Here is a 23,136-nt window from a genome sequence, read left to right as displayed (position 1 = left end):
ATGAGAACGATATGGATGCTCTTAACGCTCTTTATGGGCTTAACCGTTAAGGCGCAAGACGAAGGAGCTAGAACCTTCGGCATTGACGGACAAATAGGTGGTGCGGCCTCTCCCCACGTGCGAACCGCCACAAATGGCGCGTACGCCATACCAGAAAAGGTTGGTTCGGGCTATGGGATGCTATCCAAATTGCGCGTAGAATACTACTTGCCCAACACGCCGCTCTCGCTGAAAGCGGGTTATGAACATGAGGAATGGAACTTCCTCGACACCAATTTGGGCGATGACATGGCGATTTTTTCGCTCGGAGGGCGATATTATCCCGGCAGAAAGACGTGGGGTGTGCAGCCATACGTCGGGCTCGATGCACTATACAATTTTAACGGAGGCAGCAAAGCCTTCAGCAGAGAGGTGGACAGCAACCGCTATGGCCGTGTGCGTTACGATGGAATGGCGCATATTCCGCATTTCAACCTCGCGCCCACAGTAGGTGTCGACCTCTATCTTTTCACCAGCATAGCCCTTCAGCTAGAATATAGTTGCAGGCTAGGTTTCAGTAAGGCATCTGTTTTCCAGGCCAAGTATGGCCACTTGCCAGAACCCTTCGATGTGCGCTTGCGCCCGATTAGGCACGGATTTAATGTGGGCCTGAAAATCGATTTTCCGTTCCATTTCACCGAGAAAGATGGGATGAAGGTGGTGAAAGGGCTGCTAGACGATTTGCTATACAACATACTGTTTGGCCCCAATACGAATAGTAAACAATAAAACAATAGATATATATATGTTAGAAGTAAGAAACTTGCACGCCAAGATTGGCGATAAAGAGATATTAAAAGGAATCAACCTCACGGTTAAAGATGGCGAAACCCACGCCATCATGGGACCCAACGGCTCGGGCAAAAGCACGCTCTCGGCTGTGTTGGTTGGTAACCCCATGTTTGAAGTTACCGATGGAACGGCCGTTTTTAACGGCAAAGACTTGCTCGAGATGAAACCCGAAGACAGGGCCAACGAAGGCATCTTCCTTTCGTTTCAGTACCCCGTTGAAATTCCAGGCGTATCAATGACCAACTTCATGCGTACCGCCATCAACGAGAAACGCAAGTATCAAGGCCTCGAACCCCTACCAGCAGCCGACTTCATTAAGCTGATGAAGGAAAAGCGGCAGATAGTAGAACTAGATGCAAAGCTCTCTCAACGTTCGGTAAACGAGGGGTTTAGCGGTGGCGAAAAAAAGCGTAACGAAATTTTTCAGATGGCCATGCTCGAACCAAAACTCTCTATTCTCGACGAGACGGACTCGGGTTTGGACGTCGATGCCCTGCGCATCGTGGCCGAAGGCGTTAACAAATTGAAGTCGCCTAGCACCAGTACCATCGTCATTACCCACTACGACCGACTGCTAGACATCATCCGCCCCGACGTGATACACGTGCTTTACAAGGGCAAAATCGTTAAAACGGCTGGGCCAGAGTTGGCCAAAGAGATTGAGGCGCGCGGCTACGACTGGATTAAAGAAGAAGTAGGAGAGAAGTAAAGGCTAGCAAACATGAATAGTGAGAAACAATATATAGACCTCTTCGAGGCCAACCGCAATGTTATTTCCGCCCATTCCACCGCGGTAATGAACGCTCCGCGCGAGGCTGCTTTCGAAGATTTCAAGCGTTTGGGATTTCCTACACGCAAGACCGAGAAGTACAAATACACCGACATAAGCAAGCTTTTCGAACCCGACTTCGGGCTTAACCTGCAACGCTTGCCCATGCCCATCAATCCTTACGAGGTGTTCAGTTGCGATGTGCCGCGCCTTAGCACGGCCAATCACTTTGTGGTTAACGATGCTTTCTTGCAGCCCACCGCGCCCCACAAGCAACTTCCCGATGGCGTTGTTATTACTTCACTGTGCCAATACGCAGAGAAAAATCCCGATTTCATCGTCAAATACTATGGTAAGTTGGCCGCAACGTCTGGCGATGCCGTAACAGCACTCAACACGATGCTGGCACAAGACGGGCTATTGGTGTATGTTCCGCGCGGCGTAAAGATCGAACAAACCATACAAGTAATTAATATTCTGCATGCACAAGTAGACCTCATGGTTAATCGCCGCGTGCTTATCATCGTTGAACCGCAAGCCGAGGCCAAGTTCTTGTTTTGCGACCACACCTTCGACGACCAACGTTTCTTGGCCACGCAGGTTATCGAGGCCTTTGTTGGCGATAACGCCCGACTAGACCTTTACTGCATGGAAGAAACCCACGAGAAGAATGTACGTGTGAGCAGTGTTTACATCGAACAGCAGTCTAGCAGCCGCGTGAACCACAATGTGATAACGCTGCACAATGGTGTAACGCGCAACAATGTTTCGTTAACGTTCCGTGGCGAGGGTGCCGAATGCAACTTGTCGGGCTGTGTTATTGCCGATAAGAAACAGCATGTGGACAACAACACCGTGATAGACCACGCCGTGCCCAACTGTCAAAGTCACGAGCTATATAAATATGTGTTGGACGATGAGGCAGTTGGTGCCTTCGCAGGCTTGGTGTTGGTGCGACAAGATGCCCAACACACCGATTCGGAGATGCGTAACCAAAACATTTGTGCAACGAAAAAGGCGCACATGTACACCCAACCCATGCTCGAAATCTACGCCGACGATGTGAAATGTTCGCATGGCTCTACCGTAGGGCAGCTTAACGATGCGGCCCTGTTCTATATGCGCCAGCGTGGCATAAGCGAAAAGGAGGCGAAATTGTTGCTCGAATTTGCTTTTATCAACGAAGTAATCGACCAAATGGACCTCGAACCGCTACGCGAACGCTTGCATCATTTGGTAGAAAAACGTTTCCGCGGCGAGTTCGACCGATGCGAAGGATGTAGAAAAGTGTAATAAAGCCTCACCCCCTTCCCCTCTCCAAGGGGAGAGGGGCGTGATATGGTTTGTTAGTTAATGGGTTGACGAAGGCTTTTAGTTGACGAGTTGACAAGTTGATGAATTGACAAAGTTAACGAGTTGACAAGTTGATGAGTTGATAAGTTAACGAGTTGTCAGGGCTGTTTTACCACTCTGCAACAAAGCATTTGACTTAACTCCTTAGCTTCATATACATTGGATAATCAGACAAGTCGATGAGTTTACAAGATTGTTTTCCACTCTGCAACAAAGCATTTGGCTTAACTCCTTAACTCCTTAACTCCTTAACTCCTTAACTCCTCAAAGATATGTACAACATCACCTCCATTCGTTCAGATTTCCCCATTTTATCGCGCGAAGTGTACGGTAAGCCATTGGTTTACCTAGACAATGGGGCGACAACGCAAAAGCCCCTTTGCGTTCTCGATGCCATGCGGAACGAGTATCTCAATGCCAATGCCAACGTGCATCGAGGTGTTCACTATCTTTCGCAGCAAGCAACCGACCTCCACGAGGCTGCCCGAACCACCGTTCGTAAGTTCATTAATGCCCGTAGCGACAACGAAATAGTATTTACTCGCGGAACAACCGAGGGCATCAACCTTATCGCCTCTTCGTTTTGCGAGGGCTTTATGCAGCCTGGCGGCGAGGTGATAATCACCGCAATGGAACACCATAGCAACATTGTGCCGTGGCAATTGCAAGCTGCCCGTAGCGGTATTGCCATCAGGGTGATACCCATTGACGACCGAGGGGAGCTTATCCTCGATGAAATGGATAAATTATTTACTTCGCGTACCCGACTGGTTAGCGTGATGCAGGTAAGTAATGTGTTGGGAACGGTGAACCCCATTAAGGAGATTGTGCGTCGCGCACATCTTCATGGCGTGCCTGTTTTGGTGGACGGGGCGCAGAGTGTGCCGCATTTTAAGGTGGATGTGCAAGACTTGGATTGCGACTTTTTCACCTTTTCGGGGCATAAGGCTTATGGCCCAACGGGTGTTGGCGTTGTGTATGGTAAGGAAGAATGGCTCGAAAAGCTACCGCCATACCAAGGAGGAGGCGAGATGATTGCAACAGTGAGTTTTGAAAAGACCACCTTTGCCGAACTGCCGTTTAAGTTCGAGGCTGGTACGCCCGACTATGTGGCCACTCACGGACTAGCAACTGCCCTCGATTACCTTTCGACTTTGGGCATGGACAACATTCAACAGCACGAACAAGACCTTACGCGTTATGCCACTCAACAGCTAGAAACCATCGACGGCATGCGCATTTTCGGCCATTCCACCGATAAAGACGCCGTCATTAGTTTTCTTGTTGGCGACATTCACCATCTAGACCTCGGCACCTTGCTCGATCGTTTGGGCATTGCCGTTCGCACGGGTCACCACTGCGCGCAACCGCTTATGGCTCGTTTGGGCATTTCTGGTACCGTTCGCGCCTCGTTTGGCTTGTACAACACGCGCGAAGAGGTTGACGCCCTTGTAGCTGGCGTGCGTAGAGTGGCGGCAATGTTCTAGGGCAGAACAAGTGTTTTTGGTTGCCTTGTTTTTTAGGAATTTGTGGCTAAATAGCATTTGTTTAGCCTGAAAATGCTTGATAATGGGTGTGTGTTGTTGTTCTAAATGAAATGTATTTGTTTGCGTTGCACCAACAAATGGGATGCAACGCAAACACGTGTTTGATAGGCCTTGCCTATCGATGAAACCGCTGTTTCTTGCTTTTTTGTTGCTCTGGGCGCACGCCTTTATCTGCGCTTGCTGCCTTTTAAACTTCGTTTGCATCCGCTAATGGCTGTGGCGAACCATGCTGTGCATACCACCCGAAGGATAAAAGGGGCGTTGGCAGGGAATACGGCGAGGGCAAAAGCCACTTGTGCATTGAGCAGTTGAAATGTGGTTTTGACACTTATCTCCTTGTTCAATACGGCCGAATAGTATTGGCTTAGCCACACTATGGGGAACATAATGCCTTTCTTTATGCTAGCAAAGAGGTTGTTTATACGCATCTCGCTTGCAGAATTAACTGATAATGTCATCTCCTTTTTCATTGTTCTCTATGTTGAATGTTATTATTTGCTTATCTTTGTAGGTGCAAAATTGCAGCAAAATATGGAAGTGATATTTCACAAACAAATGAATTTGGTTAATAATTAACAAAAGGGGGAAGTAGGAAGTGGTAAGTAGTAAGGAGGAAGTAAGAAGTAGGAAGTAGGAAGTAGGAAGGAGAAAGGAGGAAGTAGGAAGGAGGAAGGAGGAAGGAGGAAGGAGAAAGGAGTAAGTAGTAAGTAGTGAGGGCAGTAAAGGATTAAGCTAGATGCTTTGCCTAGAAAGCCTAGAGTGCCTAGGAATCCTAGAATAACTAGAAACCCTAGGAGTGCTAGATCAACTAGGGAACCTAGATGCCCTAGAATAACTAGAAATCCTAGAACAATTAGTTAATCTAGAACAATTAGTTAATCTAGAACTACTAGTTAATCTAGAACTACTAGTTAATCTAGAACTACTAGTTAATCTAGAACAACTAGGCAGCCTAGAACAACAAGATAGTTAATAAGCACTGTCAGTTTTCCTCCTTAGCTAACAAGCTAGAGGGCGCAGCCATCTTTTCACCTTTTCACCTTTTCACCCTTTCACCTTTAAGGTGCGCAGCCATCTTTTCACCCTTTCACCCTTTCACCTTTAAGGTGCGCAGCCATCTTTTCACCTTTTCACCCTTTCACTTTTTCACCTTTAAGGTGCGCAGCCGTCTTTTCACCTTTTCACTTTTTCACCCTTTCACCTTTGTCTGCCTTTTCGCCCCCATAAAATATAAACTTTATGCTAAAATCTCATTTTTTTACCGATTTAATCGAGGCCGGTTGCGACGAGGCAGGCCGTGGATGTTTGGCTGGCAGCGTGTTTGCGGCAGCCGTAATATTACCTGTTGATTACGAGAACGCTTTGCTAAACGACTCGAAAAAGCTGACCGAGAAACAGCGTTATGCCTTGCGTACGCAGATAGAAACCGATGCTTTAGCGTGGGCTGTGGGCGAGGTTACGGCCGATGAAATCGACAAAATAAACATTCTTAATGCGAGCATACTTGCCATGCACCGCGCACTAGATGGCTTGAAACTTCGTCCGCAGGCCGTTATCGTAGACGGAAACCGCTTTAAACCCTACGGCACTCTGCCCCACGAAACGATTGTTAAGGGCGATGCCAAGTTCTTGTCGATAGCTGCTGCCAGCATTTTGGCCAAGACTTACCGCGACGATTATATGAATAACCTTGCCTTACAACACCCCGTATACCAGTGGGATGTGAACAAAGGCTATCCTACAAAGGCGCATCGCGCTGCTATTGAAGAACATGGAATTTCGCCATTTCATCGTAAAACATTCAAAGGCGTTAAGGAAATGTTGGAGGATGAGAAGGTTTAAGTTTATGAGTTTATGAGTTGGCGAGTTTTTAAGCAGGTTAGTTTATGGACTTATGAGTTTCTTAGTTCATAGGCTTTTAAGCATGTTTTTGGTGCCGTTGCTCATTCGCGCGTGTTTACGGCATAATTGTTTTGTCTAGTTTTAGGCAACAAATTTAACATTGTGAGTACCCTTTTTGTCCACCAATCGCTCATCTTGCCGCAAAAAATCGATTCTCGCGAAGGTTTGTTTTGATGCAAAAAGGGGGTAGCTTGTGAATATGATGAAATGAATTTTTATTTAAAAAGATCGCCATTTGCACCAGATTTCGGGCTATTTGCCGCTAAATGCACTGCGTTTTGGTGCCAAATACACTGCGTTTTGGTGCTAAATACACTGCGTTTTGGTGCTAAATGCAGTGCGTTTTGGTGCTAAACGCAAGGTAAAATGGTGCAAAATGCAGGGCAAAATGGTGCTAAACGCAATGCAAAAAGCATAAATATCCACGGCAATGGTATAAACAAAACCTTTTAGAGCCGTTAAATACATGACCGAAAAGTGCAAAATAGTGGTTAAAAAGTGGAATTTTAGGGGTTAAAAGCGCATATTTGGGTGCGAAAAATAATGAGTTGGCAACCAATCTAGAAAGGCTAAATGGTACAAAATGCAAGCCTTTTTCTTAAAATTGAACATGTTGGGAGAAGTGAAAGGCTAGAAAAAGGTGAGATTTGCCTACTTTATGGCCTATATTTTCGCTAGAACGGAGCGAAAATTGGAGCGATATTGTAAAACAAAAGAAAATAATTTAAGTTTTCAAGTTGGTGAGTTGGTGAGTTGGTGAGTTGGTGAGTTGGTGAGTTGGAGATGTTTTGAGTAGATGAGTTTTTGAGTTGGTAAGTTGATGTGTTTTTGAGTTGATAAGTTGATAAGTTGATAAGTTGATAGGTCGATAAGTTGATGAGTTCGTAGGTTGATTTATCCTGTACTTCGCGTGTGAGAAAGGGGGGTATCTTGTGTTGGTATGACAAGTGACACGACTGGGTAACGGCTATTCGTGTGTAAGAAGTGTGTTTTTCTTGTGTTGGTATCACTGAGAGAACAAACACCTCTTAATTTATAGAAACATAAAAAGCCAAGACTACTTCTTGATGATTTAAACTTTACAGGCGGTGAAATGGCGGATTTTGTGTATGTAAGTTGATAAACCAATAAGCTTTTGGTTTCCTTGGCCTTCTGCTTTAAGGCTTTGAACAGCTGTTTTTTATCGCCCTTACGCTTGTGGTTACTGGTAAACATGTTTGTTTACTTGCTAGATGGCTTTAAGTGGTTAATGTGCATGCAAATGTGTTAACGCGACTGGCTAGCCCACTTTCTCAACCATTGCTCTTACCTTATTATATATGTAGTCTGCGAAATCGGGGCTGCCTAGTACTTCGATGTCGTGATAAAGACCCAGTACGAAACGGCCGATGCCGAGGTAACTGGCAACGTCTGAAGAGAAAGTCCAATGCTCGGAGTCGTCTGCCGGGCTGATGTAAGCCGCTGCTGCGGGGTATTCTTCTAGTAGAATGCTGTGCGATAGCCGCCCCAACTTCAACTCTACGGGTAGCCTTTCCTCACCGCTGAACATGAAGATATCGGTAAAAATGGATTTGTGGCTTTTCTCGTTGAGCCATTCCACGTCGGTCATCTCTACCGATTCGGCACGCGAAGTTTTGAAAGTCTTGTTGGTGTGACTGTTTATCTCGAAACAGCGGATGTCCATTTCGGCATTGAGAAAGAGGAAAGGTTCAACCATTCTGTCGCTAACGGTGCGACTATGGGGCGACGAATAGTTTTTGAGTATCACCACCCGGCGTAGCGCAATGGCCTCGCGCAGCACGGCAGCGTTACGCTCCGCCTGTCGGCGTTGACCCACATCGGTAAGCAATTCGAGGTTGAAGAAACGTTCAAGTTTCGATTGTATGTTCTTCGAAAGGTAGTCGGTGTGCGGCAAGCGGTCGAGCAGACGGTATACAAACATGGCCTCTTCTTCGGTAAGGGCGATGTTCTCGTGCAGTCGTTTGAAGAAAGAAGAATGGCGGTCGAGCCGATAGCGGGTGCTTGTCTTAATGAGTTTAAAGCCACATGCGCGCAGGTTTTCGAGGTCGTAGTATAACTGGCGGCGGGTTATGTCAAGGCGGTCGGCCAGCAATTGTACGGTGTAATCGCGGTTTTCGGTTAATAAGAGCAATAGCTCTAGTTCACGGCTAAGGTTGTTCATTGAGGATAAAAGCTCTAAAAGGTGGTCTGGACTGGTCGGACTAGTCAGGCTAGTCCGACCTGTTCAGACCACCAAGTGCATGGATTCTAACTTACTTCTTCACCACCTTCATCATCTCTTCAACGGCCCTAACCAGTTGTCGGTCGTATCCGTTGAGATAGTCTTCGGGTGTGTTATACACTTCGATGTCGGGGTCTAGCTGGGTGTTTTCGCCATACTTGCCACGCATGTCGCGACATCCCACTTGCGGAATGCCGAACACGATGGAGGGGTCGAGCAGGTTTTCCCACCAAACGGCGGTCATTGTTCCTGCAACGGGCGTACCTATCAGCTTGCCAATGCCCAACTCTTTATATACCCAGGGGAAACCGTGGCCGTTGCTGTAATCGTCTTCGCACACCATTACGCACGAGGGTTTAGTCCATTTGTTGAAGGGGTCGCTACCCACATAGCGCCCGTTAGGCACAAATTGTTGGTATTCCTTGCCGCTTAGCAGCGTGCAAAGGTCGTCGTGTAGCCATCCTCCGCCGTTGTGGCGTTCGTCTACGATAACGGCATCTCTGCGGCGGTTGGTGTCGCTGAGCAGTTCGAGATACACTTGACGGAAACTTGAGCTGTTCATTGCCTTAACGTGTACGTAGGCCAAACGACCTCCCGATAGGCTATCAACAAGGTGGCGGTTGTGGTCTACCCAGCGTTTGTACAGCAACTCTTGTTGTTCGCTTGCCGAGATGGGACGTATAACCACGTCGAAACGTTTCTTTCCCTTGGGGTTGAACACCGAAACGCGCACGGGTTTGCCTGCTTTGCCATCGAGCAAGGGGTAATAGTCTTTACCTTGCAGGATGCTGTCGCCGTCTATCTTCTCGATGATGCAGCCTGGCGTAACCTTTGTGTTGCGCACGGCAAATGGTCCGCGTTTGATTACTTCTTGCACGCGAAGGCCGTCGCCCTGATATTCCGTATCGAAGAAAAGGCCCAATTCTGCCGTTTGCAGTCGCGGAGCTGTGCCCCAATAGCGTGCGCCAGTGTGCGAGGCGTTCAGTTCGCCCAACATTTCGCTGAGCATTTCGCTGAAGTCGAAGTTGTTGTTGATGTGGGGAAGGAACTTTTCGTACACTTTGCGATAGTTGGCCCAGTCCACTCCGTGCAGCGTAGGCACGTAGAACTTATCCTTTACTTGTTGCCAAACGTGGTTGAACATGTATTGCCTTTCGGCGTAGGGTTTGAGATTGAAACGCGCCTCGAACTCAATGTTCTTACTTGTTCCACTACCCAAGTCGATCTTCTTAATGGCGTTGTAGGTACAGAGGTACAAGTTGCGGAAGTCTTTGTCGGGGATAAACTCGCCACCGCCCACGTTCTTCATCGCGATGGCTGTTTTGTTTTCGCTAATCTCGCGTTTCCAAAGGTCGTACCCGCTTTCGAACGCCGATTGGTAGTACAAGGTGTCGCCGCCATTGCTCAGCACATAGTCGCCTAAGTGCGAAGAGTGGTCGGTAAGGCGGATGACGCGGTCGCGACAGTTCTCCAAATCGAACTCCAAAGCCTTCACATCGTCTTTCTTATCCTTCTTAGCCGAACCAAGTTTCAGCTTGTCTTCTTCTTTTTCTTTCTTATTTTCATCCTTTTCCTGAACTTCGTTCTTGGCTAGTTCGCGTTCTTCCTTGTTTCGTCTGAACTTTTCGTAAGCGTCGAGGTCGAAGAACATGATGTAAACGTCGCGTTCGGCACCCCACGAGCCATGACTGCGATAGCCGGCACGGTCGCTACTGAAAAGCATTGCCTTGCCGCCGAGCACCCATCGGGGGCCTACGTCGCTGTATCCGCTTTGCGTAAGGTTGTGAATTTCGCCCTTTCCATCGGCCTTTACCAAGGCAACGTCGGGACTGTTCCAGCCGCCAACGCCGATATACGATGAGAGCAACCAACGGCTGTCGGGGCTCCATGCAAAGCTAATGTCGCCATCGGAGTAGGAGTAAACGTACTTTCCATCCATCACCGTGCGCACGGCCTTGCTCTTAATGTCGAGAACGCGTAAGGTAGAGCGGTCTTCGAAGAAGGCGATGCTCTTGCCGTCGGGACTGAAACGAGGCTGTTGCGAGGTACGGTCGCTCTTTACCAACTGTTCTTCTTCAAGTTGAGTGGCGTATGCAAAGCTTTTTTCCTTGTCTAGCTTCAGCTTTGTGCGATAGATTTGCCATAGTCCACCGCGTTCTGATGCGTAAACGATGCTGCGCCCGTCGGGAGCGAATTGTATTTCGCGCTCTTGTTCGGGCGTGTCGGTTATCTGTTTGGTGGTGCGATAGTTGTTAGAGGTGACATATACGTCGCCATGCAGAACAAAGGCCAACTCTTTGCCGTCGGGCGAAAGTGCAATCTCCGTTGCGCCCGTGAAAAGCGTCTGCCTGTCAAGGTCTGTGTCTATCTTGTCGGTTACGATGTTCACTTTCAGTTTCTGCGGTTGCTCGCCCTGTTTCAAGGTATATATCTCGCCGTCGTAGCCATAACACAGCGTTCCGTCGTTGGCGGCGGTTAGAAAGCGCACGGGATTGGTGGTGTGGTGGGTTAGTTGTTGCTTGCCAGTGCCGTCGATGTTGCGCATGTACACGTTAAAGGTGCCGTCTTCTTCGCTCAGGTAGTAAAAGGTATCTCCCTGAGCAGCCCAAACGGGTGTGCGGTCTTCGCCGTTAAAGTTGGTAAGCTTGGTGTATTTTCCATCGCGGCGCAGCCAAATGTCTCGCGTGATGGGCGAGCGATGGTGCTTGCGCCAAGGGTCTTCGTAGCCCTTTTGGTCGTGATACAGCAAGTCGCCGTTGGGCCGGATGCTGATGTCCATCATGGGAAGAGCCGAGAAAAGATGGGGTCGGCTACCATTAGTGCCCACCTCATACACCTGCGGGAGCATTCTGTTGGCAAAGATAATGCTCTTGGCCGAGGGCATAATGCTACTGGTGTAAAGCACGGTGTTGTTGTCTTTAAATGCGATGGGCGTCTCGCTGTTGCTGTTGGTGGTTAGTCTTCGGGGCGTGCCACCTTCGCGTTGCATCACATACACATCCATGCTGCCTTCTCGGTTAGAGCAAAACGCCAGCTGTTTGCTGTCGGGGCTCCACACGGGATGTGTGTCGAAGGCGGCGTTGGTTGTAAGTTGGCGTGCTGTTCCACCCGTTGTAGGAACGGTGTAGATGTCGCCTTTGTAGGTGAAAGCCACGGCAGAGCCATCGGGAGAAATGGCGCAATAGCGCATCCACAAAGGATTTTCTTGGGCCGATACCGATGTAGCTAGGGCAAGGGCCACGATTGTCAGGGTCGTTTTCATCGTCAAAAATTGGTATGTCTTTATATTATATGCGATTGTTCGGATAGCTGATGGTAGGGCAGGGTGGCGTTTGCGCCACTTCGTTATGCTGCTCGCGCAAGATGGTTTCCTTGTTATATGGCTGCAAATATATTGATTATTCACGAGACAACAAAGCGGTTGGGGGGATAAATTTGCAAAGTAAATTGTACTGAAGACATTATAGGTGAGTTCTAACAGTACCTACACAGAAAGTAACTTTTAGAACTCTACCCGATTAATAAAGTAATCCAAACATCCACAGGGGAATTCTGTTTCTGGTACCTATTTCAATGTCGTCAACGGCAAGAAAGCTGTCGGGCTCATCTTTTATCTGCTCAAAACTTTTGCCAGAACCGCCTACTTCAAAAAGAAATTTGCCATTTATGAGGAAATCTCCCTTTTGTGGCATGGTTACGCTTGCCACCGCTTGCAGCTGGTTGTAGAAAAAGGCCTCACGCTTATTGCCAACATTGGTATTCGTCCCCAGGGCTTCCATCAGGTTGGTGTTGCCTATGTATATTTTTTCGGGAGAAGATAAGTGTTTGTAGTTTTTCTCTGTCTTTGTTAGTAATGAAACGATTTGAGCCTTGTCTAGCGTGTAGAGCATTCTCAAACAATTGTCGCGGGTTGTTTCTAGCGCTTGTCCAAGCTTGTTTATGTTTGGCACTAACGGAACGCTTTGGGAAATGATAGCTAGCAATTTCTTCGTTTTCTCTACTGTTGCGTACGAAACATTTTCAACGGCAGGCATGTCGCTTTCTATCACCAAGGATGCGATGGCGGCAAGCCGCATGTGGTAGTCGTCGCCGGCTTCCATAAAGAACGGATAGCAACCCTTCACCAGGTAGTCGTTGAAGGCTTTGAGTATAACGCCTTGCGAGGTTAAGTTCATGGATAGGGAAACGTGGTTGGCTAGCAAATCGTTTAATGTAATGGGCGGGATATTCAGAGTGCCAGAGAAAGCAAGATATTCTCTGAACGACATCACGGGCAGTGTATAGAGCGACTGGCGGCGGGAAAGGTCGGTTTTGGAGTTGTCTATTTCCAGTATAGACGAACCTGTATATACCACATTTAGGTCGGGATAGCTGTCGTAGATGTTTTTCAGAACAATAACCCAATCGGGATATTTGTGAACTTCATCAACGAAAAGATACCTCAACCCGTGACTATAAAGGTATTCCACAAGCTGTGGAAGACTGTGAGTTTTGAACCAAATGTTGTCTAATGAAACCCAAAGCGCATTGTCGACATCGTGAAAATGCTTTTTTATGTGTTGCAAAAGCAAAGTGGTTTTGCCTGTTCCGCGCGATCCGCGTATGCCAATTAGTCTTGACTTCCAGTTTATCTTGTCGTGAAGAAATCGCACAAACCGCATATCTGTGGTGGCTAGTCTACGATGATAGGCTGTCAACAAGGGGAAAACATCGTTTTGTTCCATATCTCGTTAATTGGTAAATGAATACTTGTGCAAATGTACAAAATAACTTTTTCAAAAGCGAATTATATACGAAAAATAACTTTTCTAAAAGCGATTTTTGGTCAGGAAATGGCTTTTAGAAAAGTTATTTTTCGCGTGGTGTTTCGCATTGTGGCGTTTACATCCAGCTAGTAAAAGGCATTTCGCGGTGTCAAGAAGAAGATATTTGGGGCAATAAGGTCCACTTCTTGCCGCCGTTGCGGGCTTTAGGCTGCCATTTGTCAATGTTCGAGGGGTATATGGTGTGAGTATTGATAGTGCGAAATGGTGTAATAAAGCGTCAAAAATACTTTGAATACTCACCAAAATATAGTATTTTTGCATCGTGTTACGCAAGTAGCATACCTAAATCAAGGTATTGCCAACGGGCAAAAAGTTTGTTTCTTGTGCAAATTTTAGCCGGAGACATCGGCCGAGCTTGCGTCTTATCGTGCAGGGTGTGCGCTATTCTTTGGGGGAACAAGCGCGTTCCGTGTGTCGAAAGGTAAGGCGCAAACATGCCCAACTAGCCCCCAAACCATGATGCGCAACGCAAAAGACGGCCCTTCGGCACGTGGGGATTGCCAGGCTCGCCTAAAACAAACACGATAGATAACAGGAAAAAATACAAACATAATTAATAATTAAATTTCAATCAATTTATGTGGTTAATCAATTCTTCTATCGGTAGAAAGGTTGTCATGTCTGTAACCGGCGTGGCGCTCGTTCTGTTCCTGACATTTCACATGTCGATGAACATCGTTGCGCTGTTCTCGGGCGAGGCATACAACATGATCTGCGAGTTTTTGGGTGCCAATTGGTATGCCGTAGTTGCCACGATGGGTCTTGGAGCCCTGACGGTGGCGCACATCGTGTATGCCTTCATCCTCACGGCACAAAACCGCAGAGCCCGCGGAAACGAGCGTTACGCCGTTACCAGCAGGCACGAGAAGGTGGAGTGGGCATCGCAAAACATGCTTGTTCTGGGTATCATCATCGTCCTGGGCATGGTGTTGCACCTCTACAACTTCTGGTACAACATGATGTTCGCTGAACTTACGGGGATGCACATGCAGTATCATCCCGCCGACGGGTTCGCTTACATCAAGGAAACATTCTCCAATCCCGTTTATGTTGTGCTCTACATCGTGTGGTTGGGGGCCATTTGGTTTCATCTCTCGCACGGTTTTTGGAGTGCCATGCAAAGCCTTGGCATTAACGGCAAGGTATGGTTCAATCGTTGGAAAACCATCGGCTTGGTTTACACCACGCTGCTCATGTTGGGTTTCCTCATTGTAGTGTTGGCCTTCGCTTTCGGTTGCGCACCTAGCTTGTGCTGCTGCGCTTAAATCATGATACGTATAAAAAGATAAAGATTATGGCTATTAAAATAGATTCGAGAATTCCCGAAGGACCCGTAGCTGAGAAATGGACCAACTATAAGGCTCACCAGCGACTGGTTAACCCCAAGAACAAACTCAAACTCGACGTTATCGTGGTGGGAACTGGTCTTGCCGGCGCCAGTGCAGCCGCTTCTCTTGGCGAAATGGGTTTCAATGTGCTGAACTTCTGCATACAAGACTCGCCACGAAGGGCACACTCCATCGCCGCACAAGGTGGTATCAACGCCGCAAAGAACTATCAAAACGATGGCGACTCGGTGTATCGCCTATTCTACGACACCGTAAAAGGTGGCGACTACCGCGCTCGCGAGGCCAACGTTTACCGCTTGGCCGAGGTTAGCAACAGCATTATCGACCAATGTGTGGCGCAAGGCGTACCCTTCGCACGCGAATACGGCGGCATGTTGGCCAACCGTTCGTTCGGTGGAGCCCAAGTAAGCCGTACGTTCTACGCCAAAGGACAAACGGGACAGCAACTTTTGCTGGGTGCATATTCGGCCCTGAGCTGCCAAGTGCACGCAGGAAAGGTAAAACTGTACACGCGTTACGAGATGGAAGACGTGGTTATCGTCGACGACCGCGCACGCGGTATCATCGCCAAGAACCTCGTTACGGGTAAGCTAGAACGTTTCTCGGCCAACGCCGTGGTTATTGCTACCGGTGGATATGGCAACGCCTACTTCCTCTCTACCAACGCGATGGGCTGCAACTGCACCGCCGCCATACAGTGTTACCGCAAGGGTGCCTACTTTGCCAACCCTGCTTACGTGCAAATTCACCCCACATGTATTCCCGTACACGGCGACAAGCAGTCTAAACTGACGTTGATGTCCGAGTCGTTGCGTAACGACGGCCGTATTTGGGTGCCCAAGAAGATTGAAGATGCTAAGGCATTGCAAGCTGGACAGAAACGCGGTTCGGACATTCCCGAAGAAGATCGCGACTATTACTTGGAACGTCGCTATCCCGCCTTCGGCAACTTGGTGCCTCGCGACGTGGCTTCGCGTGCCGCCAAAGAGCGTTGCGACAAGGGATTTGGTGTTAACAACACGGGTCTTGCAGTATTCCTCGATTTCTCTGAGAGCATCGAACGCCTGGGCATCGATGCCATTCGTCAGCGTTATGGCAACCTCTTCGACATGTACGAAGAGATAACCGACGTTAATCCCGGCGAGTTGGCCAACGAAATTAATGGCGTGAAGTATTACAACCCGATGATGATTTACCCTGCCATACACTACACGATGGGTGGCATCTGGGTAGATTATGAGTTGATGACCTCTATTAAGGGGCTTTTCGCCATCGGCGAGTGCAACTTCTCCGACCACGGAGCAAACCGCTTGGGTGCGTCTGCACTGATGCAAGGTCTTGCCGACGGCTACTTTGTGCTGCCTTACACCATCCAAAACTACTTGGCCGACCAAGCTATTTGGCCACGTCTTTCTACCGACCTGCCCGAGTTTGCGGAGGCCGAGAAAGGTGTGCAGGCCGAGATAGACAGGCTGATGGGCATTCAAGGTCAGCGTTCGGTAGACTCGATACACAAGGAACTGGGCCATATCCTATGGGAACACGTGGGTATGGGTCGCACGGCCGAAGGCTTGCGCGAGGGTATCAAGAAGTTGAAAGAGCTGCGTAAGGAGTTCGACAGCAACCTCTTCATCCCTGGTTCGAAAGAAGGACTGAACGTTGAGCTTGACAAGGCTATCCACCTGCGCGACTTTATCATCATGGGCGAGCTCGAAGCCTACGACGCACTTTCGCGTAACGAGAGTTGCGGCGGACACTTCCGCGAGGAATACCAAACGGAAGAAGGTGAGGCTAAACGCGACGACGAGAACTACTTCTACGTTGGTTGTTGGAAGTATCAAGGCGACGACACCACCGAGCCCGAACTCATTAAGGAGCCTCTGGAATACGAAGCGATAAAGGTTCAAACACGTAACTATAAGCAATAATTAAGTTAACGAGTTGACAAGTTGACGGGTTAACTCTCGTCAACTTAAACAAAAGTAAATCACATGGACAAAAATATAAGTTTCACACTTAAAGTGTGGCGTCAGAATGGACCCAAAGCCAAAGGGCATTTTGATACGTTCGAAATGAAAGATATACCTGGCGACACTTCGTTCTTAGAGATGCTCGACATCCTTAACGAACAGCTTATCGAGGCACGCCAAGAGCCTTTCGTATTCGACCACGACTGTCGCGAAGGCATCTGCGGTATGTGTTCGCTCTACATCAACGGCCATCCGCACGGCCCTGCTACGGGTGCAACCACCTGTCAGCTGTACATGCGTCGCTTTAACGATGGCGACGTGATAACCGTCGAACCTTGGCGTTCGGCAGGTTTCCCAGTCATTAAAGACTGTATGGTAGACCGCGGCGCATTTGATAAGATTATCCAAGCAGGCGGTTACACCACCATTCGCACGGGTCAGCCCCAGGATGCCAACGCCATCCTCATCCCCAAGGAAGATGCAGACGAGGCAATGGACTGCGCAACGTGTATCGGTTGTGGCGCTTGCGTAGCCGCTTGTAAGAATGGTTCGGCCATGCTTTTCGTTAGTTCGAAGGTCAGTCAGCTAGCATTGTTGCCCCAAGGAAAGCCCGAGGCAGCCAAACGCGCCAAGGCAATGGTGATGACGATGGAAGAGTTGGGTTTTGGAAACTGCACCAACACCCGCGCTTGCGAGGCCGAATGCCCCAAGAACGAGTCTATCGCCAACATCGCACGCCTTAACCGCGAGTTTATTTCGGCTAAGTTGGCCGACTAAACCCCAGGGCATAACCAAACCTGTGCAACGAACATCTACACTTGCCTAAGTGCAGGTGCAGATGTTTCGCCTGTGCCCAATCATGTGAGAACGTTCTATGTCGAGGCCATAGAATGTTCTCACATTTTGTTTTTAGCCTGTTAGTTAGTTGATGAGTTAATAAGCCAACAAGTTAACGAATTGACAGATTCTATTCTTGCGTATTAGACATAGAAACTGCGGCATTTAAATAGCAACAGACCGTTTTGACATAAGAACAAAAGGAACATAAGGTGAATCAATGCGATTATTCCATCTCCATAGTAAATAAACGCGTATGGTTGTTACATCTTTTCACCTTTATAAGTGTTGCTATAACTTCGTCTTGAACTTATAGGGCATAGACTCAATTACTTCCAGCAGATACTTTTTTCGAGATATAGCTGCGTTTTACCACTGATAAACAAGGCTGTTTTTCAAAGTATATTGACTTTCCTCTATTAAACCGAAAAGAAATTTATCTATACAGGCTTATACATCGTGTTTTTTATGTAATTTTGTCCAGTACTTTGTAACATGAGAGGAGTTTTAATCTTGCTACTGTAATACAGAAAGGGAAGTCTCTCTCAATTTATAGTATAGGCTTTATATAATTCAAGACGACTTCATTTTTTACAATGGCTAATGTCGGTCAAAGATATTTAAATACAATATGAAACTAGCAAATAGTTCTTTTGAAAGAATTGCATACACAATAAGGGATGCAAAGACGTCTACAAAATGGGTCCATGTAATGAATCGTTATTCTTTTAGGGATGATGTGATGGACAATGGCAAACTTCCCCAATTGAATAATAATGGATTAAATACTTCCAAGTCCCAGTATTTAACAGATCGACTTTCAAAATTAAACGGAAAGGATGATTTGCGCCGGCTATTAGAGGAGATAGCTACGTCTCATCCTGATTACGTTGATGCAATTAATGAGATTATTTCTGAGGATGGTTTTCATCTAGAAACCAATGAAGGTAATTACGTATTAGAAGGAGTCGTTGTTGATCAACAGCCCCAAATAGAAAACACTACGGCATTTAGAGATTGTCAAAAGAAGATTCTTGACGCTTTGGATGATGCAAAAGTATCTATTAGAGTAGCCATTGCATGGTTTACAAATCAGACGATTGCAGATAAGTTGATAGAAAAATACAATGCTGGAGTTGATGTTGGTGTTTTGATCTATGATGACGCCATCAATAGCAAATATGGAGTAGATCTGAAGACAGTTCCATTTAAATTTGTTAAAGCGACTAGAGGCGGAAAAATGCACCACAAATTCTGTGTAATTGATAATCAGACGGTTATTACAGGCTCATACAATTGGTCGACAAATGCTGAGTTTAAAAATGACGAAAATGTGCTTATTAGTAAAAACGCTAATGAATCTGCTACTAAATTCACATTGGAATACAATCTCCTAAACAGTATGGAATAGACAAATATTATGAAGAGTTCGAAGAATTCAAAAACAAGGCAAGATGTGTGTCTATAGCCTTGTGTACATTGATACTGGGTTCCTTTGGGAACAGTCAATAGGCAGCAATGGTTCCTAATAAGTTGACGATGAACTTTTCAAGGTCTTTATGCTTGGAGCACTCCACCTGGACAATGTCCTTAAGCTTTTCATTCTGAAACATTTTAAGTGCATGTTGTATCGCATTTTGCCTATTGTAAAATGCTATTTGCTGCAAGATAGAATGTGATTTATTGCATAGTGTAGTGTTATTCTCAAGAGAAAGTAGTGATCAAGTAGAGGATGAAAGGAGTTATAAAGGCTTTAACGTTGAAAAAGTGAAAGAGTGAAAAGGTGAAAGAATGAATAACGCTGGGTAAACTTGTTGGTTTATCAACTTTCTTGCTCGTTAACTTGTCTACTTAGTAAGGTAAGAAAGATGCAGAGACTATCAAAAATGTTCGTTTGTTCTTAGCCTGTGTTCGTTATGTTGTTTGCTTATGTCCCTTATGTTCTTCTGTCAAGAACAGGCTTTATATGCGAAATAGGGGTGGGGGAGAAAGAAAACGCGGGTTTGGAACTTGTCCCAACCCGCGTTAACGAGGGCGTGTGTGTGAAGGTAGAGGCTAGTTAAGTAGCCAACTGCAACTGAATATTGCAACGGTGGTGGCTAGTAGGGCGATGGATTTGAGGATGAAGAGTATCATCTCTCGCTGCTCGCGACTAATCTTCATCGCCTAGTCCTTTGCCTGCAATCACGCCAAGCACGGCAGTGGCAATGGCGGCAATTACTTTGATGATTAACTTGAAGGTTGATAGTTTCTTGGTGCTCATAGTGCTTTGAAGTTTAAGATTAATAAAATGGGTGGGGCTTTTAAAGGTGAAGGGGTGAAAAGGTGAAAAGATGGCTGACGCCTTTTAAAGGTGAAAGAGTGAAAGGGTGAAAAGGTGAAAAGATGGCTGACGCCGTGTAAACTCATCTACTTATAAACTCATTCACTTGTAACTCGTACACTTACATACTTGTTATTCGTTAATTAGTCTACTTGTTAACTCGTCTGCTTGTCAACTCACTAACTCGTCCACTTGCTAGCTCGTCTACTTGCAAACTCGTCCACTCATCTATTTGTCAACTCGTCCACTCGTTAACCAGTTAACTTGTCTACTTGCCAATTCATCTACTCGTCTACTTGTTAACTTGCCAACTTGTCAACTCGTCTACTTGCAAACTCGTCCATTCATCTACTTGTCAACTCGTCAACCAACTCTTTCACCCTTCCCCCTTTCCCTTATCAATGTCCAGGTGTAGGAGCGGGAGTAGAGCCGCCGGCCTTCTTCTTTTTCTTCTCAATCATGTTGAGGGGCAACTCCTGCACGCGACATCCGTCGAGCAAGGCCTTTTTGCGGCTCTTGTCTTTGTTTATCTTCGTCTGCGGACGGAAGAGCACGTGCGTGCCCACAACATTTTTAGAGGCGTTGAAGTCTTCGGCCGAGAGAGCAGGTTTGGTTTTGATGCCGATGCGGAAAGCACCCAGACCATCGAGGCGAACAATCTTTGAGTTTTGCAACTGCTCTTTCATCACGTCGATCAGTTCGGCGATAACCGCCAGGATGTCTGCCTTCTTCAAGGTGCAGTTCTGCTGCATGATGTTGGCAATTGTTGCCGTGTCCACCGTGTCGATGGCGATGGCACGTGCGTACCATTGGCCTTTGAACTTGCTCTTGGGGTTCTTCTCTTGACGTAGTTTATACATTACTGCCATAGTTGTGTGTTGTTTTAAAAGGTTTTTTTGATTAATAATGTTTACTATGTATCGGTAGTGGCCATCCGTTTCGCCCTTGTTGGGTGGCGGCAAGTACGGCTTGCGCTAGTCGACATCGCGCATGGCGTGTGTGCCTGTTGGTGGGCGGCGGTGTGGTTGGTTACTGATTACGTTTGCAAAGTTACTAAATCAGGGTGCCCTTGTCAAGGAATAGTGGTGTAGTGATGGGGATAGTGTTTGGTATAGTGTTTGTAAAGACTTGGTTTAAAGGGGAATATAAGGGCGTTGCGGATGTGCGCTTAGGACGAAGGGTGAGCAAGTAAGGGCGTAAGGATTGGGGGAAGGCCGACTAAATTTATCGAAGAAGTTGGGTAGACAGTGCTTGTTAAGGCGGGTATGTACAAGATGTGTGGCGTTGGGTGGGCTTTATAATAACGGTCTAAGGGCGTAAGTTTGGGGCAAAAACAAAGGACGGGCTGGGCAAGCGTTTGCTTATTCCCAACCCGCCCATAGCGTTAGCGGTTATGTTTGGGCGTGGTTAAACCCTAAACATTGATTTCTGATTTGATTTTGCGATTGCCTGCGGCGTTATACGATACGTGTAGCCAGTTAGCCCTGTCGCTTTGTCGATGTTCGAAAAGCAATTGGTCGTAGTCAAGGTGTTGGGCAACGAAGTTGAACATCTTCATGGCCACCTCCTTATTAGAGAGGTGTATGTCGGCCGCTTGTCCCAGCAGGTGTTGCGAATTGTGCTTGCCGCCCACCAGGGTGTTTAGCTGTTCGCAACGGTAGCCACTGGTTATGCGTATCACACCGAAACGGCGGCGTAAGGGTTCTAATACGTTCTCGCAAAGCAGTCGCAGGTTGTTAATTACTTCGGGTGTTGGGCTATTCGCCATGTTGTGGCGTATGGCTACGCCTGAACGAACGAATTCGGCAAGGGTGAAGTGTGGGGTTAACTCTTGGTTGAGCTTGATGTGTTGTGTGTTCATAGGGTTTGAATTTTTTAGTTGAAGAGGGGGCTAGTTAACAAGTCAACTCGTTAACTTGTCAACTCGTCAACGAATAGATCTTGTCAACTTACCCTGCCATCCACGCATACAGCGGTTCATTAACCCCCTGTTCGTAGAGCAGGTGGCAGTATCGTTCTAGCAAAGGGGCTTGTTTCGTGTTTTTTCGTTGCATAGCTTTACCCACAAAGGCACTGGGGTTTCGGGGCATGGAGAGCAAGAAATTGGCGCAGGCGCGTTGCACCATCCATAGAAAGGTGGCCGGGCGACCTTGGTCGTCGCGTACATAAGCGGAGGTATAGGCCAGGTGTACCATCTCCAGTAGGTCGGTCTTGGTGCCAATCCACCTTTGGCTGCCTGCGTGTTGAGCCGACAGCAAGGGCGCAAACGCATTGATGAGGTGTTGTCGGGCTTGGGTTAGTCGCTGCTTGCTGTGGATGTGTTCTGAGTTGTTAAGAAGATTATTCATACAGATTTCTTTTTGATTGATTGTTTCATTTCTGCTGCAAACTTACGGCGATAAAATGCAAGGATATTTCAATCCAAAAGTTTTTCTGTTAATAAACCCCAATCGGTCCTTACACCGCTTATTATATGTTTTAAGTCGTTTCCATCGTTTCCTATGCAGATTTCGTTTGCTTGTCGGCATCTTACCTATCTTATTTTTGAAGGCGTAGCCGCCCACGTCAAGCACATAAGACAGGCAGTCTGCTTAGCCATCAAACGAAATCTGTACAGGCTCTAACAACCATTTGGGGATAAAGAATAAGGAGAAACGCCCTTCCCCAGGTTCGTTGTTACCCTTTGGTGTGCAAAACAAGGGTAACAAGCCCACCAAACACTTAGCTCACCCCCAGCAGCTCCACCTCAAAAACGAGGGTCGACCCGCCTGGTATTCCTTCTTGCCATTGCTTGCCATAGCCCACCTCGGCAGGCAAATACAGCTCCCATTTATCGCCCACATGCATCTGTTGCAAGGCAATTATCCAGCCCTCAATCAGTTGGCGCAGACGGCAAGCCAGTGGCACACCGCCCTGGCTCGTGTCGAATTGGCGGCCGTCGATGGTTCGCCCCGTGTAGTGAACCGTTACGATGCTCTGCGGCGAAGGACTTGCGCCCCCCGTTTTGCCCTGCTTTATCACCTTATACATTACGCCCTTAGCCAGGCATTTCACCCCCGCCTCTTTTGCTTTTTCTTCAAGCCAGCGTTTGTTGGCCTCCATATATGCACGTTTTGTCATGTTGTTTAGGGTTTGTTTATGGGTTTGTGGTGGTTCGTAAAAAACAGGTGCGTGGGGCTAAAAACAA

Annotated in this window: 17 protein-coding genes and 1 pseudogene; 9 read left to right on the top strand and 9 right to left on the bottom strand. The window is 47.3% G+C overall.

The genetic code is table 11. The features are described 5' to 3' along the window. The 4 genes from BN93_RS07360 to BN93_RS07345 all read left to right on the top strand — a co-directional run bounded on the left by BN93_RS07360 (position 1) and on the right by BN93_RS07345 (position 4,440). A complete protein-coding gene (locus BN93_RS07360) occupies positions 1-768 on the top strand; it encodes a hypothetical protein (protein ID WP_044260174.1) in 768 nt (255 codons plus the stop codon). Positions 769-784: 16 nt separating this feature from the next. Beyond that, positions 785-1,540 (top strand): Fe-S cluster assembly ATPase SufC, encoded by a 756-nt coding sequence (gene sufC, locus BN93_RS07355; protein WP_019187696.1) that lies wholly within the window; start codon positions 785-787, stop codon positions 1,538-1,540. A gap of 12 nt (positions 1,541-1,552) precedes the next feature. Continuing rightward, complete coding sequence (gene sufD, locus BN93_RS07350) at positions 1,553-2,893, top strand: Fe-S cluster assembly protein SufD (protein WP_019187695.1); 1,341 nt, start codon at positions 1,553-1,555, stop codon at positions 2,891-2,893. A gap of 332 nt (positions 2,894-3,225) precedes the next feature. Beyond that, positions 3,226-4,440 (top strand): aminotransferase class V-fold PLP-dependent enzyme, encoded by a 1,215-nt coding sequence (locus tag BN93_RS07345; RefSeq protein WP_019187694.1) that lies wholly within the window; start codon positions 3,226-3,228, stop codon positions 4,438-4,440. 227 nt (positions 4,441-4,667) lie between these two features. Here BN93_RS07345 and BN93_RS07340 read toward each other — a convergent pair whose 3' ends face one another. Further along, positions 4,668-4,970 (bottom strand): hypothetical protein, encoded by a 303-nt coding sequence (locus tag BN93_RS07340; protein WP_044260079.1) that lies wholly within the window; start codon positions 4,968-4,970, stop codon positions 4,668-4,670. A gap of 769 nt (positions 4,971-5,739) precedes the next feature. Between BN93_RS07340 and BN93_RS07335 the strand changes: the two genes are divergently transcribed. After that, positions 5,740-6,342: a ribonuclease HII gene (locus tag BN93_RS07335; protein ID WP_019187692.1), complete on the top strand. Its 603-nt coding sequence runs from the start codon at positions 5,740-5,742 to the stop codon at positions 6,340-6,342. A 1,339-nt stretch (positions 6,343-7,681) separates the two neighbouring features. Here BN93_RS07335 and BN93_RS07330 read toward each other — a convergent pair. From BN93_RS07330 to BN93_RS07320, 3 genes are all read right to left on the bottom strand, one after another. Further along, positions 7,682-8,584 carry a helix-turn-helix transcriptional regulator gene (locus tag BN93_RS07330; protein WP_019187690.1) on the bottom strand — a complete coding sequence of 301 codons (903 nt, stop codon included), beginning with the start codon at positions 8,582-8,584 and terminating at the stop codon, positions 7,682-7,684. Positions 8,585-8,675: 91 nt separating this feature from the next. After that, positions 8,676-11,906 (bottom strand): S41 family peptidase, encoded by a 3,231-nt coding sequence (locus tag BN93_RS07325; RefSeq protein ID WP_019187689.1) that lies wholly within the window; start codon positions 11,904-11,906, stop codon positions 8,676-8,678. A 256-nt stretch (positions 11,907-12,162) separates the two neighbouring features. Beyond that, positions 12,163-13,368, bottom strand: a complete 1,206-nt coding sequence (locus BN93_RS07320; RefSeq protein ID WP_019187688.1) for an ATP-binding protein — start codon at positions 13,366-13,368, stop codon at positions 12,163-12,165. 680 nt (positions 13,369-14,048) lie between these two features. Here BN93_RS07320 and BN93_RS07315 point away from each other — a divergent pair. From BN93_RS07315 to BN93_RS07300, 4 genes are all read left to right on the top strand, one after another. Further along, positions 14,049-14,735: a fumarate reductase gene (locus BN93_RS07315; RefSeq protein WP_044260077.1), complete on the top strand. Its 687-nt coding sequence runs from the start codon at positions 14,049-14,051 to the stop codon at positions 14,733-14,735. Positions 14,736-14,764: 29 nt separating this feature from the next. Next, positions 14,765-16,747 carry a fumarate reductase/succinate dehydrogenase flavoprotein subunit gene (locus tag BN93_RS07310; RefSeq protein WP_044260172.1) on the top strand — a complete coding sequence of 661 codons (1,983 nt, stop codon included), beginning with the start codon at positions 14,765-14,767 and terminating at the stop codon, positions 16,745-16,747. Between the two features lie 63 nt (positions 16,748-16,810). Continuing rightward, positions 16,811-17,566, top strand: a complete 756-nt coding sequence (locus BN93_RS07305; RefSeq protein ID WP_019187685.1) for a succinate dehydrogenase/fumarate reductase iron-sulfur subunit — start codon at positions 16,811-16,813, stop codon at positions 17,564-17,566. Between the two features lie 691 nt (positions 17,567-18,257). Then, on the top strand, positions 18,258-19,037 hold the full coding sequence (locus BN93_RS07300; RefSeq protein WP_019187684.1) for a phospholipase D-like domain-containing protein: 780 nt from the start codon (positions 18,258-18,260) through the stop codon (positions 19,035-19,037). 741 nt (positions 19,038-19,778) lie between these two features. On the opposite strand, the gene BN93_RS17500 is transcribed toward BN93_RS07300, so the two are convergent. The 5 genes and pseudogenes from BN93_RS17500 to BN93_RS07275 form a co-directional block, all read right to left on the bottom strand. After that, complete coding sequence (locus BN93_RS17500) at positions 19,779-19,889, bottom strand: smalltalk protein (RefSeq protein ID WP_019187682.1); 111 nt, start codon at positions 19,887-19,889, stop codon at positions 19,779-19,781. A 458-nt stretch (positions 19,890-20,347) separates the two neighbouring features. Beyond that, positions 20,348-20,818: an HU family DNA-binding protein gene (locus tag BN93_RS07290; RefSeq protein WP_044260169.1), complete on the bottom strand. Its 471-nt coding sequence runs from the start codon at positions 20,816-20,818 to the stop codon at positions 20,348-20,350. 545 nt (positions 20,819-21,363) lie between these two features. Beyond that, a complete protein-coding gene (locus BN93_RS07285) occupies positions 21,364-21,810 on the bottom strand; it encodes a D-Ala-D-Ala carboxypeptidase family metallohydrolase (protein ID WP_019187680.1) in 447 nt (148 codons plus the stop codon). Between the two features lie 88 nt (positions 21,811-21,898). Further along, positions 21,899-22,297 (bottom strand): hypothetical protein, encoded by a 399-nt coding sequence (locus BN93_RS07280; RefSeq protein ID WP_019187679.1) that lies wholly within the window; start codon positions 22,295-22,297, stop codon positions 21,899-21,901. Positions 22,298-22,670: 373 nt separating this feature from the next. Beyond that, positions 22,671-23,072 (bottom strand): annotated as a pseudogene (locus tag BN93_RS07275) (FKBP-type peptidyl-prolyl cis-trans isomerase); the annotation flags it as partial. Positions 23,073-23,136 lie beyond the last annotated feature (64 nt).

The sequence above is a fragment of the Prevotella conceptionensis 9403948 genome, from assembly GCF_000312305.1.
In the GTDB taxonomy this organism is placed as follows: Bacteria; Bacteroidota; Bacteroidia; order Bacteroidales; family Bacteroidaceae; genus Prevotella; species Prevotella conceptionensis.
Note: the sequence above shows the minus strand (reverse complement) of the source record. Positions and strands in the feature narration are given on the sequence as shown.